General features: G+C 71.3%; 16 protein-coding genes. 10 read left to right on the top strand and 6 right to left on the bottom strand.

Annotation, left to right across the window (positions count from 1 at the left end; translation table 11 throughout):
- Positions 1–89: 89 nt before the first annotated feature.
- On the bottom strand, positions 90–530 hold the full coding sequence (mce, locus tag ACZ7EC_RS22710; protein WP_397983982.1) for a methylmalonyl-CoA epimerase: 441 nt from the start codon (positions 528–530) through the stop codon (positions 90–92).
- 149 nt (positions 531–679) lie between these two features.
- Between mce and ACZ7EC_RS22715 the strand changes: the two genes are divergently transcribed.
- From ACZ7EC_RS22715 to ACZ7EC_RS22725, 3 genes are all read left to right on the top strand, one after another.
- The gene (locus tag ACZ7EC_RS22715; protein WP_471065093.1) at positions 680–1,879 is read left to right on the top strand and encodes an acetyl-CoA C-acetyltransferase; all 1,200 of its coding nucleotides are present in this window, start codon (positions 680–682) and stop codon (positions 1,877–1,879) included.
- A gap of 39 nt (positions 1,880–1,918) precedes the next feature.
- Entirely contained in the window at positions 1,919–2,875 is a 957-nt protein-coding gene (gene meaB, locus ACZ7EC_RS22720) for a methylmalonyl Co-A mutase-associated GTPase MeaB (RefSeq protein WP_471065094.1), read from the top strand.
- A 211-nt stretch (positions 2,876–3,086) separates the two neighbouring features.
- A complete protein-coding gene (locus tag ACZ7EC_RS22725) occupies positions 3,087–4,286 on the top strand; it encodes an MFS transporter (protein ID WP_471065096.1) in 1,200 nt (399 codons plus the stop codon).
- 58 nt (positions 4,287–4,344) lie between these two features.
- Here the strand turns inward: ACZ7EC_RS22725 and ACZ7EC_RS22730 are convergent, their stop codons facing one another.
- The 4 genes from ACZ7EC_RS22730 to ACZ7EC_RS22745 all read right to left on the bottom strand — a co-directional run bounded on the left by ACZ7EC_RS22730 (position 4,345) and on the right by ACZ7EC_RS22745 (position 7,019).
- A complete protein-coding gene (locus tag ACZ7EC_RS22730) occupies positions 4,345–4,821 on the bottom strand; it encodes a MarR family winged helix-turn-helix transcriptional regulator (protein WP_471065098.1) in 477 nt (158 codons plus the stop codon).
- Positions 4,822–4,913: 92 nt separating this feature from the next.
- Positions 4,914–5,738: an AIM24 family protein gene (locus ACZ7EC_RS22735; RefSeq protein ID WP_471065100.1), complete on the bottom strand. Its 825-nt coding sequence runs from the start codon at positions 5,736–5,738 to the stop codon at positions 4,914–4,916.
- Entirely contained in the window at positions 5,735–6,385 is a 651-nt protein-coding gene (locus ACZ7EC_RS22740; RefSeq protein WP_471065102.1) for an AIM24 family protein, read from the bottom strand. Before ACZ7EC_RS22740 ends, ACZ7EC_RS22735 begins: the two co-directional genes overlap by 4 nt.
- Before the next feature lies 1 nt (position 6,386).
- On the bottom strand, positions 6,387–7,019 hold the full coding sequence (locus ACZ7EC_RS22745) for an AIM24 family protein (RefSeq protein WP_471065300.1): 633 nt from the start codon (positions 7,017–7,019) through the stop codon (positions 6,387–6,389).
- Positions 7,020–7,211: 192 nt separating this feature from the next.
- Between ACZ7EC_RS22745 and ACZ7EC_RS22750 the strand changes: the two genes are divergently transcribed.
- The 7 genes from ACZ7EC_RS22750 to ACZ7EC_RS22780 all read left to right on the top strand — a co-directional run bounded on the left by ACZ7EC_RS22750 (position 7,212) and on the right by ACZ7EC_RS22780 (position 12,225).
- A complete protein-coding gene (locus tag ACZ7EC_RS22750; protein WP_471065104.1) occupies positions 7,212–7,562 on the top strand; it encodes a DUF3817 domain-containing protein in 351 nt (116 codons plus the stop codon).
- The gene (locus ACZ7EC_RS22755) at positions 7,559–7,870 is read left to right on the top strand and encodes an MTH1187 family thiamine-binding protein (RefSeq protein WP_471065106.1); all 312 of its coding nucleotides are present in this window, start codon (positions 7,559–7,561) and stop codon (positions 7,868–7,870) included. Before ACZ7EC_RS22750 ends, ACZ7EC_RS22755 begins: the two co-directional genes overlap by 4 nt.
- Positions 7,871–8,015: 145 nt before the next feature.
- A complete protein-coding gene (locus ACZ7EC_RS22760; RefSeq protein ID WP_471065108.1) occupies positions 8,016–8,783 on the top strand; it encodes a hypothetical protein in 768 nt (255 codons plus the stop codon).
- Entirely contained in the window at positions 8,780–9,427 is a 648-nt protein-coding gene (locus ACZ7EC_RS22765) for a TetR/AcrR family transcriptional regulator (protein ID WP_471065110.1), read from the top strand. The genes ACZ7EC_RS22760 and ACZ7EC_RS22765 overlap by 4 nt, the downstream gene beginning before the upstream one ends.
- A gap of 109 nt (positions 9,428–9,536) precedes the next feature.
- Positions 9,537–10,046 (top strand): MarR family winged helix-turn-helix transcriptional regulator, encoded by a 510-nt coding sequence (locus ACZ7EC_RS22770; protein ID WP_397983973.1) that lies wholly within the window; start codon positions 9,537–9,539, stop codon positions 10,044–10,046.
- Between the two features lie 43 nt (positions 10,047–10,089).
- Positions 10,090–10,428, top strand: a complete 339-nt coding sequence (locus ACZ7EC_RS22775; RefSeq protein WP_471065112.1) for a DUF3817 domain-containing protein — start codon at positions 10,090–10,092, stop codon at positions 10,426–10,428.
- A gap of 96 nt (positions 10,429–10,524) precedes the next feature.
- Complete coding sequence (locus ACZ7EC_RS22780; RefSeq protein ID WP_471065113.1) at positions 10,525–12,225, top strand: acyl-CoA mutase large subunit family protein; 1,701 nt, start codon at positions 10,525–10,527, stop codon at positions 12,223–12,225.
- A gap of 126 nt (positions 12,226–12,351) precedes the next feature.
- Here the strand turns inward: ACZ7EC_RS22780 and ACZ7EC_RS22785 are convergent, their stop codons facing one another.
- Positions 12,352–12,969, bottom strand: coding sequence for a TetR/AcrR family transcriptional regulator (locus tag ACZ7EC_RS22785; protein ID WP_471065115.1), 618 nt, complete (start codon positions 12,967–12,969; stop codon positions 12,352–12,354).
- Between the last annotated feature and the right edge of the window lie 163 nt (positions 12,970–13,132).

Below are 13,132 nucleotides of genomic sequence, written 5' to 3' on the forward strand. Positions count from 1 at the left end.
CACGTCCCCCGAAACCCGGACCCCGGCATGCGGCCGCCCCGGTTCGCGGGACGACCGCCCCCAACCCTACCGGCCCTTATGTACGGCGGTCAGTGCTCGGGAGACTCAACAGGCGCCGAAGTCACCAGTTCTGTGAGGACACCATGGCAGTCCTTGGGGTGCAGGAAGGTGATCCGGGACCCCATGGAACCGCGTCGCGGCTCGTCGTAGAGCACCCGTACGCCCTTGCCGCGGATGTCCGCGGAGTCGGCGTCGACGTCCGCCGTGCCGAAGGCGATGTGATGCACGCCCTCGCCGTTCTTCGCCAGCCACTTCCCGACCGCGGAGTCCTCGCGGGTCGGCTCCAGGAGCTGGAGGTAGGAGGCGCCGCCGTCCGAGGTCTCGTTGATCTTGAGCATGGCCTCGCGTACGCCCTGCTCCTCGTTGACCTCGGTGTGGAACACCTCGAAGCCGTACGTGGCCCGGTAGAACTCGACGGTGGCGTCGAGGTCGTGGCAGGCGATCCCGATGTGGTCGATTCGCGTCAGCATGGTTTCAGTGCAGCGCCACGGCGATGGTTACGCAACGTGCGCGCGATCACACCGACAGGACGATGACGGCACTGAGTGACGCTCAGTACATTCGAGGTAAACCCTCGTTCACTCCTCGGCTCTGCGGAGCTGGAAGGGGATCGCACCTCATGTCTTCTGGAACGAACAGTTCGGTGATCGTCGCGGGCGCCCGTACGCCCATGGGACGACTGCTGGGCTCCCTGAAGTCCTTCTCCGCGGCCGACCTGGGCGGATTCGCGATCAAGGCCGCCCTGGACCGCGCGGGCATCGGCGGCGACCAGGTGCAGTACGTGATCATGGGCCAGGTGCTCCAGGCCGGCGCCGGCCAGATCCCGGCCCGCCAGGCCGCCGTCAAGGGCGGCATCCCGATGAGCGTCCCGGCCCTCACCGTCAACAAGGTGTGCCTGTCCGGGCTCGACGCGATCGCCCTGGCCGACCAGCTGATCCGCGCCGGCGAGTTCGACATCGTCGTGGCGGGCGGCATGGAGTCCATGACCAACGCCCCCCACCTGCTGCCCAAGTCCCGCGAGGGCTACAAGTACGGCGCCGTCGAGATGCTCGACTCGATGGCCTACGACGGCCTGACCGACTCCTTCGAGAACATCGCCATGGGCGAGTCCACCGAGCACCACAACGGCCGGCTCGGTATCGGCCGCGCCGAGCAGGACGAGATCGGCGCCCTGTCCCACCAGCGGGCCGCCGCCGCGCAGAAGAACGGCGTGTTCGAGGCGGAGATCACCCCCGTCGAGATCCCGCAGCGCAAGGGCGACCCGATCCTGTTCAGCAAGGACGAGGGCATCCGCGCCGACACCACCGTGGAGAGCCTGGGCAAGCTGCGCCCGTCCTTCACCAAGGACGGCACCATCACCGCCGGCACCTCCTCGCAGATCTCCGACGGCGCCGCCGCCGTGGTCGTGATGAGCAAGGCCAAGGCCGAGGAGCTGGGCCTTCAGTGGCTCGCCGAGATCGGCGCACACGGCAATGTCGCGGGCCCGGACAACTCGCTGCACTCCCAGCCGTCCAACGCGATCCGCAACGCCCTCGGGAAGGAGGGCAAGGAGGTCGCCGACCTCGACCTGATCGAGATCAACGAGGCTTTCGCCGCCGTCGCCGTGCAGTCAATGAAGGACCTCGGTGTATCCACGGAAAAGGTGAACGTCAATGGCGGCGCGATCGCGCTCGGCCACCCGATCGGCATGTCCGGCGCCCGCCTCGTGCTCCACTTGGCGCTGGAGCTCAAGCGCCGGGGCGGCGGTCTCGGCGCGGCCGCGCTGTGCGGTGGCGGCGGCCAGGGTGACGCCTTGATCGTGCGGGTACCGAAGGCCTGAGCCCTTCCGTCGGGTCGGTGAAGCGAACGGAGCTGTGCGATGCAGGACGTCTCCTCTCTGGTGGCCCAGGCCAGGGACGGCAGGCCGCGGGCCGTGGCCCGGCTGATCTCCCTGGTGGAGGGGGCGTCCCCGCAGCTCAGGGAGGTCATGGCGGCGCTGGCGCCGCTGACCGGCAACGCCTATGTGGTGGGCCTGACCGGCTCGCCGGGCGTCGGCAAGTCGACCTCCACCTCCGCGCTCGTCGCGGCCTACCGCAAGCAGGGCAGGCGGGTCGGCGTCCTGGCCGTCGACCCGTCCTCGCCCTTCTCCGGCGGCGCGCTGCTGGGCGACCGCGTGCGCATGTCGGAGCACGCCTGCGACCCCGGCGTCTACATCCGCTCCATGGCCACCCGCGGCCACCTCGGCGGCCTCGCCTGGTCCGCCCCGCAGGCGATCCGCGTGCTGGACGCGGCCGGCTGCGACGTGGTCCTGGTCGAGACGGTGGGCGTGGGCCAGTCCGAGGTGGAGATCGCCGCCCAGGCGGACACCAGCGTGGTGCTGCTGGCACCGGGCATGGGTGACGGCATCCAGGCCGCCAAGGCGGGCATCCTGGAGATCGGCGACGTCTACGTCGTCAACAAGGCGGACCGGGACGGCGCCGACGCCACCGCCCGCGAGCTGAACCACATGCTGGGCCTCGGCGAGGCCCGCAAACCCGGCGACTGGCGGCCGCCCATCGTGAAGACGGTCGCCTCCCGCGCCGAGGGCGTGGACGAGGTGGTCGAGGCGCTGGAGAAGCACCGCGCCTGGATGGAGGAGCACGGGGTGCTCACCGAGCGCCGGCGCGCCCGCGCCGCCCGCGAGGTGGAGTCCATCGCGGTCACGGCGCTGCGCGAGCGCATCGGGGACCTGCACGGCGACCGGCGCCTGGGCGCCCTCGCGGAGCGGATCGTGGCGGGCGAACTCGACCCGTACCGGGCGGCGGACGAACTGGTGGCGGGGATCACGGAGGGCTGAGCCGGCAGGCGGGGACGGGACCGGTGCCGGAGCTGGTGCCGAATCCGGACCCGGAAGGCCGGAGAGCTGGTCAACACCCGTATCGGACCGCTAAGTTGGGTTTCATGTTCCTCCTGCTGGCATAGAGCACGCCCCGCGCGCGACGCCGTGACGATTCCGGCGCCGCGTGCCCTCGCGTGCCCTTTTCCGCCTCCCCCAGAGGAACCTCCGCATGTCCACGCATGCTCCCGCGCGGCCTTCGTACGCCGCCGTGCTGCGCCTGCCGGGCGCCCGCCGCACCTTCACGGCCGCCCTGACCGCCCGTCTCTCCTACGGCACCGTGTCCCTCGCGGTGATGCTGTCCGTCACCCGCGCCACCGGCTCCTACGCTGTCTCCGGGGCGCTGATGTCCCTGTTCGGCGCCGCGTCGGTCTTCCTGATGCCGGTACGCGGCGCCCTGATCGACCGGCACGGGCCCCGCCGGGCGCTCGCGCCCATGGCGCTCGTGTACGGCGCCCTGCTGTCCCTGCTCGCCGTCCTGACCTGGCGTCCCGGTGCGCCGGTGGCCCCGCTCGCGGCGGTCGCGGCGCTCGCCGGCGCGTGTACGCCGCCGCTCGGGCCGACGATGCGGTCGCTGTGGGCCGAACTCGCGCCCGACCGGACCCTGTTGCAGCGCGCCTACAGCCTCGACGGGGTCGCCGAGGAACTGCTCTACGTCTCCGGGCCCGTGCTGGTCGGCGCCCTGACCGGGTTCGCCCCGCCGGCCGCCGGGATCCTGCTCAGCGCGGCGCTGATCGTGGGCGGCACCGGGTTCTTCGTCACGTCCCCGGTGCTGCCGGCCCCCCGGCCCGCCGCCCGGCCCGCCCGGCTCCGGGGCGCCCCCGGTCTGCTCGCCCCCGTCGTCGTCGCGCTCGGCGCCGGGCTGACCCTCAGCGGGGTGGACCTGCTGACCATGGCGTACGCCTCCGCGCACGCGTACGACACCGGTCTCGTGCCGTGGGTGCTGGGCGCGATGTCGGCGGGCAGCGTGCTGGGGGGCCTCGCGAACGGGGCGGTACGGTGGCTGACCCCGGCCCGCACCCGGCTGCTCCGCTTCTCGGCGCTGCTGGGCCTGATCGTCGCGGTGGCCGGCCTGGCCCCCGGTCTGTGGGTGCTCACCGCCGTGCTGGCCCTCGCCGGGGCCCTGATCGCACCGACCCTGACGACGGCGTACCTGGCGGCCGACGAGTCGGTGGCCGCCGAGTCCCGTACGCAGGCCGGGGCGTGGGTCAACATGGGGGTGAACGCGGGGAGTTCGGCCGGAGCGTTGGCCACGGGGCTGCTGATCGGCCGGATGCCGCTGGCCGCCTGCTTCCTGGTGGCGGGCACCACCGCTCTGGCGTCCGCCGCCGTGGCGGGTCTCGGTGGCCTCGCGCGGTCGCGTCGCGGCTGACCGCGTGCTTCCCCGCACCCCTCGAGGGGTGCGGGGAACCGGCGCTCGCCGAGGGCCCCTAGGGGCGTCCCCGCTGTCCTCGCAGGTGTTCCGCGATCGGCTTCAGGGCCTTGTCCAGCTCGACCAGGGCCTCCGGCGAGAGCAGGTCGATGAAGTGCCGCCGCACCGAGGACACATGGTGCGGCGCCACCTTCTTCATCGTCTCCATGCCGTGCTCGGTGAGCACCGCGTACAGCCCCCGGCGGTCCGACTCGCAGTTCTCGCGGCGCACGAGGTCCGCGTTCTCCATCCGGGTGATCTGGTGCGAGAGCCGGCTCTTGGACTGCATCGTCGCGGAGGCGAGGTCGCTCATCCGCATCCGTACGTCCTCCGACTCGGACAGGTTCACGAGGATCTCGTAATCGTTCATCGTCAGGCCGAACGGCTGAAGATCCTTCTCCAGCTGGTACGTCAACAGCCTGTTGACCTCCAGGTGGGTGCGCCAGGCGCACTGCTCCGCATCGGTCAGCCAGCGCGTGGCCGTCTCGGTCTCCATGAATGAAGTCTACCTAAGAAGTTGAATGGCGAACTACTTCGGGTGGTGTGACTGTGCGCACGCGTTCGACGTCACACTCCGCAGACTACCGCTCACAGCCCGAAGCGACGCTGGAGGTCCCCCAGCTGTCCGGGAAGGCGCGGTGCGCCGGATGGTTGCGGACCGTGTCCGGCCCGCCCCGGTGCGCCATCTCCGGGCGTCCCCGGTTCGGCCGGGACGACCCCCGTGTCGACCTCCGGCATCAGGGCCTCCGATGACTGGAGCAGCACCGTCCCCGCGCCGACGAACTCGAACTGGTGCTCCTCTCCGGAAACCCCGCCCAGGCCCGTCATCGCACGGAGTCCGCCCAGTACACCGGTCAGGTACCCGTGGTCGTAGTGATGGCAGGGGGAGGGGCAGTCGGCCCAGCCGACGAGCGCTTGGGGATCCACCCGCAGGGGAGGCTCCATGAAGACCACCGGTCCGTTGGACGCGGCCACGAATCTTCCGGTTCCGATGAGGGTCAGAAAACCCGGCACGATCGATTGTTTGAGCGTGAGAGTTGGCTGAAAAGCGAGCAGATTGCCCGCGCGAATGGTCAAGTTCCCGTCGTCCAGGTCGTACGAGTTGACGTCGAAGGCCCGGTCGGCGAGGAGCATCTTGCCCGAGCCGTGGGCCACGACCCAGTCGCTCGCGTGCAGTGGCGAATGGAACGAGGTGCGCACGAGGTGGTCGAGCCGGCCGTGTCCGATGCCGTCGAACCCGATCGCCCCGTAGTAGGCGATCATCTTCCCCTTCTGCAGGAACCACTGCCCGTCCTTGAGCTCGACGCAGAACGTGTAGCTGTTCACGTTGTCGTCGGCGGGCAGGGTCACCGGGTCGTACACCACCGGGCCGCCGGGACCGGCGGTGCCGTAGGTGCTCGAGTACGCGTTCACAGCTTCTCCTCCGAGGCCTGGACGTACACCGTGCCGCTGCCGCTCAGCTCCAGCTGGAACGCCTCGCCGGAGCCGCGGCCCACCATCTCCCGCCAGCCGAGGGCGGTGGAGAGCCTGTTGCGGACGTCGCCGTGGTGGGCGACGTACGCCTGCGGGTCCACATGCACCGGGCGGTCGGGGGTGATCGGCAGCTCGAAGACGCCGCCGTGCGCCATCACGGCGACCGCGCCCTCGCCCTGGAGCGTGGTGGTGAACAGCCCCTGGCCGGTGACCTGGCCGCGCACCAGGCCCATCACCCCGCCCTGCGAGCCCATGAACATGGTGCCCTGGCGCAGAGTGCCCTCGAAGGCGAGCAGGCGGTCGGCCTCCACGTACAGGGTGTCGCCGGTGAGGCGGATGACGTGGACGTGATGGCCGCCGTGCCCGAAGAACACCGTGCCGCTGCCCTCGACGGTCATCAGCGGGGTCGCCTCGCCGGTCACCCGGCGCCCCAGCATGGACATCACCCCGCCCTGGCCGCCCTGGACGTTGGGCGTGAAGGACACCTCGCCTTTGTAGGCGAGCATGGCCCCGCGCTGGCTGAACAGCCGCCGGCCGGGCAGCACCGTCGCCTCGACCATCTTGGAGTTGATCTCGCGGAAGGTCATCTCACAGATCCCCCGCGATCGTGTTCCGCTCGCTCGGCTGCACGTACACCAGGCCGTCCCCCTCGAAGCGGATCTGGAAGGCCTCGCCGCCGCCCTCCCCGAGGAAGGTGCGGAACGTCACACCGGACTGGAAGGACTGCCGCACGTTGCCCTGATGGGCGACATAGGCCCCCGGATCGACGGTCAGCGGGTACTGGGGACTGACCCGGAGCACCACCGCCGGCCCGTCGGACATGATCGCCGCCTGGCCGTGCCCCTCCACCGTCGTGGTGAACAGGCCGTTGCCCTGGGAGGCGCCGCGCAGCCCGGTGAACGTGGTGCCCGTACGCAGCGCCGCCTCCGTCACCAGCAGGTTGCCCGACTCGACGTACAGCTTCTCGCCCCGCAGCCGCACCAGGTTGATCTCGGTCGCCCGGTCGGCGAACCAGCAGGTGCCGTGCCCCTTCACCTCCATCACCGCCATCTGCTCACCGGTGAGCCGGCGGGTCACCATCCCGCGCAGCCCCTCCCCGCCCCCGGTGAGTTTCCTGAAGGACATCTGCCCGTCGTACGCGACCATCGAGCCGTTCTTCGCCTTGACGGCGTCGCCGGTCATCTCGACGGCGAGCACCTTGCTGCCTTGCAATCGGAACATCGCCACGCTGCGAACGTAGCGCCGCCGCGGGTGGGCCGAACAGCACCCGCGGGTGGAGCCGCACCCTGAGCGGACCCGCAGGGGCACCGTTTGCCACAATGGCGGCACGCTTGTGCGTGCGTTCACAAAGACGATCACGACAGCGGACGCGCCCCAGCGCCCCCTCAGCGACACTCCCACCGAAGGTGACCCGTGGACCTCAAGACAGCCTCCGCCATCCGCCGCCTGCGCCTGATCTCCGTGCCGGAGGGAATCTCCTGGATCGTCCTCGCGGCCTGCACGATCATCAAGTACACGGTCGACTCCGGCGTGAACGTCGCCCCCGTGATGGGCCCGATCCACGGCGTGCTGTTCATCCTCTACGTCCTCTTCTGGGCGGACGCCTGGAACCGCGCCAAGTGGAACAAGGGCAAGGCCGGCCTCTACATCGCCTACTCGGTCATCCCCTTCGGCGGCTTCATCGTCGAGCGCGCGCTGCGCCGCGAGGCCGAGGACGCCGTGATCGCCGCCCGCGCGCGCAAGGAAGGGGTCGTGAACGCATGATCGTCGCCTTCTCCGTGACGCCCCTCGGTGTCGGCGAGGACGTCGGGGAGTACGTCGCCGACGCCGTCCGCGTGGTCCGCGAGTCCGGCCTGCCGAACCGCACCGACGCCATGTTCACCTCCATCGAGGGCGACAGCTGGGAGGAGGTCATGGACGTCGTCCGGCGCGCCGTCGCCGCCGTGGAGGCGCGCGCCCCGCGCGTCTCCCTCGTCCTCAAGGCCGACATCCGCCCCGGCGTCACCGACGGCCTCACCTCCAAGGTGGAGACGGTCGAACGCCACCTGGCGGACCGGCCGGACACCGCCTGAGCGGGCCCGCCGGACCCCGCCTGGACGGCCGGTCGTGAACCGCCGTGCGGGCCGCGGTTTTGAGCGATCGCTCGAAGGGAAGTACCTTCTCCTCGAAGATCCTTTGAGCGGTCGCTCAATCGGCGGCCTGACGTGGGGGAACACCATGGGTCTCTATACGGAGACGCACATACGCGCCGACCTCGACCGACTGTGGGCGCACACCCAGGACCCCGTCCTGCACCGGCGCTGGTACCTGCTCGTCACCGAACTCCACCAGCTCCCGAGCGCCGCCCCCGGCGAGCCGCGCCCCTTCCGTTTCACCGCGCGCCTGACCCCCTTCCTCACCCTCTCCGGCACCGGCGTCTCGGCCGGCGAGAAGGAACGCCCCGACGGCACCCGCACTTCCGCCGTCTGCTTCTCCTCCACCCGCCCCCGCGGCCTGATCGCCGAGGGCAGCGGCTACTGGCGCTACGTCCCCGACGCACAGGGCGTGCGCTTCCTCACCGGCTACGACTACCGCCCCCGCGGCGGACCCCTCGGCGCCGCCGCCGACCGCCTGCTCGTCCGCCCGCTGCTCGACTGGGCCACCGCCTGGTCCTTCGACCGGCTCCGGCTCTGGCTGGAACGCGGCATCACCCCCGAGCGCGCCCTGGGCAACTGGCTCGCCGAGATCGCCGTACGCGCCCTGCTGCTCGCCACCTGCCTCGGCGGGCTGCGCATGGAGCGGTTGCTGCGCCTGTTCGGGCCGTTCGCCGCCGCCGTGGCCTATGTGTGCCCGGTGCTGCTGCTCGGCGCGGTCTGCCTCGCCCTGTTCAAGGCACCGCTCGCGTGCACCCCGGCCGCCCGTCGCTGCCTGCGCGCGCCCGCCACCCGGATCCGGGCCCCGCGGCTGCTGCGCGCCCTCCAGCAGCGCGTGGAGGCGCCCGCGTGAGCCCCGAGACGGCGAAGGCACGGGAGACCAAGGCCAAGCTGCTGGAGGGTGCCCTGCGCACGCTCACCGAGCAGGGCATCGCCAAGACCTCCGCCCGCACGGTGGCCGCCGCGGCCGGCGTCAACCAGGCGCTGGTCTTCTACCACTTCGGCACGGTGGACGAGCTGCTCGCGGCGGCCTGCCGGTACGGCGCGGAGCAGGCGGTCGGCCGCTACCGGACGCGGCTCGCCGCGGTCGCCTCGCTGTCCGAACTGCTCGCCGTCGGCCGGGAGATCCATGAGCACGAGCGGGACGGCGGCCATGTCGCCCTGCTCGGCCAGCTGCTCGCCGGCGCGCCGACGCACCCGGCGCTCGGGCCCGCGACGGCGGCGGGGCTGCGGCTGTGGACCGACGAGATCGAGCAGGTGCTCGCCCGGCTGCTGGCCGGGACCCCGGTCGCCGAGTTCGTCGACCCCGCGGGGTTCGCGCGGGCGGTGGCCGCGTCGTTCGTGGGGATCGAGCTGTACGAGGGGGTCGACGCAAAGGGGGCGGAGGCGGCGCTGGGGGCGCTGGACCAGCTGGCCGCGCTGGTGGCGGCGCTGGAGGAGCTGGGGCCGGTGGCGCAGCGGGCCGTACGGCACCGCCTGCGGCGGACCGGGCGGTGAGGAGCGGGCCGGAGGGGTGGCGCCGGGAAGAAGCGGTCCCTGGACGCGGGGCGGTCGAAAGGTGAGACGGAGCTGACCGGCATATGACCGGCCGGTAGGGTCTGATGACGTGCCGAAGCCTCTCAGCCTCCCGTTCGACCCCATCGCCCGCGCCGACGAGCTGTGGCAGCAGCGCTGGGGAAACGTGCCGTCCATGGCCGCGATCACCTCGATCATGCGGGCCCAGCAGATCCTGCTCGCCGAGGTGGACGCGGTGGTCAAGCCGTACGGGCTGACGTTCGCCCGCTACGAGGCGCTGGTGCTGCTCACCTTCTCCAAGGCCGGCGAGCTGCCGATGTCCAAGATCGGCGAGCGGCTCATGGTGCATCCCACGTCCGTGACGAACACCGTGGACCGGCTGGTGAAGTCCGGCCTCGTCGCCAAGCGGCCCAACCCCAACGACGGACGCGGCACCCTCGCCGTGATCACCGACAAGGGCCGCGAGGTGGTCGACGCGGCCTCCCGCGACCTCATGGCCATGGACTTCGGGCTCGGCGTGTACGACGCGGAGGAGTGCCGGGAGATCTTCGCGATGTTCCGCCCGCTGCGGATCGCGGCGCTGGACTTCGACGAGGGGTGACCCCCGCCAAGATCTCCCGGAACGGGTGGTTACGCTCGACTCCATGAAGAAAAGCGTGCTGACCCGCTACCGCGTCATGGCCTACACCACGGGTGTCCTGCTGGTGCTCCTGTGCCTGAGCATGATCGCGAAGTACGGGCTGGACATCAGTGGCGCGGCCGACGTGACCCGTGTCGTCGCCATCGCCCACGGCTGGCTGTACGTCGTCTACCTGGTCTTCGCCTTCGACCTGGGTTCCAAGGCGAAGTGGCCGGTCGGAAAGCAGCTGTGGGTCCTGCTCGCCGGCACCATCCCGACGGCCGCGTTCTTCGTGGAGCGGAAGATCAGCCGCGAGCTGGACGGCAAGATCGTCGACCGTACCCCCGCCGTCGCCGAGGCGTAGGTCCCGCCGCGGAACTCGGGTCGCGGCCGCCGTACGGCACCCGTACGGCGGCTCTGCCATCGACAGGTACTAGGACGTCCAAGTAAATTCGCCGGTATGGACGCTCACGCGATCGAGGAGGGCCGCCGGCGCTGGCAGGCCCGATACGACGCCGCGCGCAAGCGTGACGCCGACTTCACCACGCTCTCCGGTGACCCCGTGGAGCCGGTGTACGGGCCGCGGCCCACAGACACGTACGAGGGATTCGAGCGGATCGGCTGGCCGGGGGAGTACCCGTTCACGCGGGGGCTCTACTCGACCGGCTACCGCGGGCGCACCTGGACGATCCGGCAGTTCGCCGGGTTCGGCAACGCCGAGCAGACCAACGAGCGCTACAAGATGATCCTCGCGGCGGGCGGCGGCGGGCTGTCCGTGGCGTTCGACATGCCCACGCTGATGGGGCGGGACTCCGACGACCCCCGCTCGCTCGGCGAGGTCGGGCACTGCGGGGTCGCGATCGACTCGGCCGCCGACATGGAGGTCCTGTTCAAGGACATCCCGCTCGGCGAGGTGACCACGTCCATGACGATCAGCGGGCCCGCCGTGCCCGTCTTCTGCATGTACCTGGTCGCCGCGGAGCGGCAGGGCGTGGACCCCGCGGTGCTCGACGGCACGCTCCAGACGGACATCTTCAAGGAGTACATCGCCCAGAAGGAGTGGCTGTTCCAGCCGGAGCCGCATCTGCGGCTGATCGGCGACCTCATGGAGTACTGCGCGGCCGGCATCCCCGCCTACAAGCCGCTGTCGGTCTCCGGGTACCACATCCGGGAGGCGGGGGCGACGGCCGCGCAGGAGCTGGCGTACACGCTCGCGGACGGGTTCGGGTACGTGGAGCTGGGGCTGAGCCGGGGCCTGGACGTCGACGTGTTCGCGCCCGGACTGTCGTTCTTCTTCGACGCCCATGTCGATTTCTTCGAGGAGATCGCCAAGTTCCGTGCCGCGCGGCGGATCTGGGCGCGGTGGCTGCGGGACGTGTACGGCGCGCGGACCGAGAAGGCGCAGTGGCTGCGGTTCCACACACAGACCGCCGGGGTCTCGCTGACCGCGCAGCAGCCGTACAACAACGTGGTGCGCACCGCCGTGGAGGCGCTGGCCGCGGTGCTCGGCGGGACCAACTCGCTGCACACCAACGCCCTGGACGAGACGCTGGCGCTGCCCAGCGAGCGGGCCGCGGAGATCGCGCTGCGCACGCAGCAGGTGCTGATGGAGGAGACCGGGGTCGCGGCGGTGGCGGATCCGCTGGGGGGCTCCTGGTACGTCGAGCAGCTGACCGACCGAATCGAGGCGGCCGCGGAGGAGATCTTCGAGCGGATCAGGGAGCGGGGGCTCGCGGCCCATCCGGACGGGCGGCACCCCATCGGGCCGATGACCTCCGGGATCCTGCGCGGGATCGAGGACGGCTGGTTCACCGGTGAGATCGCGGATTCCGCCTTCCGCTATCAGCAGGCCCTGGAGAAGGGGGAGAAGAAGGTCGTGGGCGTCAACGCGCACACCGGTTCCGTCACCGGCGAACTGGAGATCCTGCGCGTCGGCCACGAGGTGGAGCGGGCCCAGGTGCGGATTCTGGAAGACCGCAGGGCCGCGCGCGACGAGGGCGCCGTACGCAGCTCCCTGGCCGCGCTCCTCACCGCCGCCCGCGACGGCTCCAACATGATCGAGCCGATGCTGGCCGCGGTCCGCGCGGAGGCGACCCTCGGCGAGATCTGCGGCGCCCTGCGCGACGAGTGGGGCGCGTACACGGAACCGGTGGGCTTCTGAGGGCGCCCGGCCTCGGCGGGTCGGCAGCGGCCGGCCCTATGGCGCGTGCGCGCGCCATCGGACTCCGCGGCGGTCTCGGGTGCCGGGGCCGGAGGGGGAGCCGCGCGGCAGGGACGCGCAGGTGCCTCAGGCCGGTGCCGACAAGCCCAGCAGAAGGGCTCTGATGAAGCTCCGTACCCACGGGCCGTCCGCTGGTTTGCCGCTGATCAGGGTCCGGTGGACGACGGCGCCGGCGATCATGTCGAAGGTGAGGTCGATGGTGCGGGCGGTTTCCTCCGGGTCGGATTCCGGGGGGAGTTCGCCGCGGGCCTGGGCGCGCGAGCGGCCCTCGACGACCAGCCGTTTCTGGCGTTCCACGACCGAGGCGCGGATGCGTTCGCGCAGCGGTTCGTCGCGGGTCGACTCGGCGACCACCGCCATCAGACCGCTGCGGCACTCGGGGCGGTCCAGGAGCGCCGCGAACTGGAGGACCACGCCCTCGATGTCGGCGGCCAGACTGCCCGCGTCGGGCAGCCGCAGCTCGTCGAAGAGTTCCGCGACCGCGTCCACGACCAGCTCGTTCTTGCCGGCCCAGCGGCGGTAGAGGGTGGTCTTCGCGACCCCCGCGCGCATCGCCACGTCCTGGAGGGTGAGCTTGGACCAGCCCAGCTCCACCAGCGCCTGCCGGGTCGCCGCCAGGATCGCGGCGTCCGCGGCGGCGCTCCGCGGGCGCCCGGTGCGGCTGGCGGGGGTGCGGCTCTGCATCCCCCGACCATAACCGGCCGGTACCGGCCTGTTCCGTGGCGTCGTGAGGCAGATCACCGGATCATGGTGGAGCGTGACCCCTCATTGCCATTACGCTACGGGTCGTAGCGAAAGCTCGCGAAGGACGTACGCGGGCGGTACGGCACGGCGCGGGTGGGGACCC

It is taken from the genome of Streptomyces sp. NPDC037203 (genome assembly GCF_055605065.1).

Bases quoted from the DNA above. Each gene is read 5' to 3' on its own strand.
- mce (WP_397983982.1), bottom strand. From the start codon at position 530: ATGCTGACGCGAATCGACCACATCGGGATCGCCTGCCACGACCTCGAC.
- ACZ7EC_RS22715 (WP_471065093.1), top strand. From the start codon at position 680: ATGTCTTCTGGAACGAACAGTTCGGTGATCGTCGCGGGCGCCCGTACG.
- meaB (WP_471065094.1), top strand. From the start codon at position 1,919: ATGCAGGACGTCTCCTCTCTGGTGGCCCAGGCCAGGGACGGCAGGCCG.
- ACZ7EC_RS22725 (WP_471065096.1), top strand. From the start codon at position 3,087: ATGTCCACGCATGCTCCCGCGCGGCCTTCGTACGCCGCCGTGCTGCGC.
- ACZ7EC_RS22730 (WP_471065098.1), bottom strand. From the start codon at position 4,821: ATGGAGACCGAGACGGCCACGCGCTGGCTGACCGATGCGGAGCAGTGC.
- ACZ7EC_RS22740 (WP_471065102.1), bottom strand. From the start codon at position 6,385: ATGACCTTCCGCGAGATCAACTCCAAGATGGTCGAGGCGACGGTGCTG.
- ACZ7EC_RS22745 (WP_471065300.1), bottom strand. From the start codon at position 7,019: ATGTTCCGATTGCAAGGCAGCAAGGTGCTCGCCGTCGAGATGACCGGC.
- ACZ7EC_RS22755 (WP_471065106.1), top strand. From the start codon at position 7,559: ATGATCGTCGCCTTCTCCGTGACGCCCCTCGGTGTCGGCGAGGACGTC.
- ACZ7EC_RS22760 (WP_471065108.1), top strand. From the start codon at position 8,016: ATGGGTCTCTATACGGAGACGCACATACGCGCCGACCTCGACCGACTG.
- ACZ7EC_RS22775 (WP_471065112.1), top strand. From the start codon at position 10,090: ATGAAGAAAAGCGTGCTGACCCGCTACCGCGTCATGGCCTACACCACG.
- ACZ7EC_RS22780 (WP_471065113.1), top strand. From the start codon at position 10,525: ATGGACGCTCACGCGATCGAGGAGGGCCGCCGGCGCTGGCAGGCCCGA.
- ACZ7EC_RS22785 (WP_471065115.1), bottom strand. From the start codon at position 12,969: ATGCAGAGCCGCACCCCCGCCAGCCGCACCGGGCGCCCGCGGAGCGCC.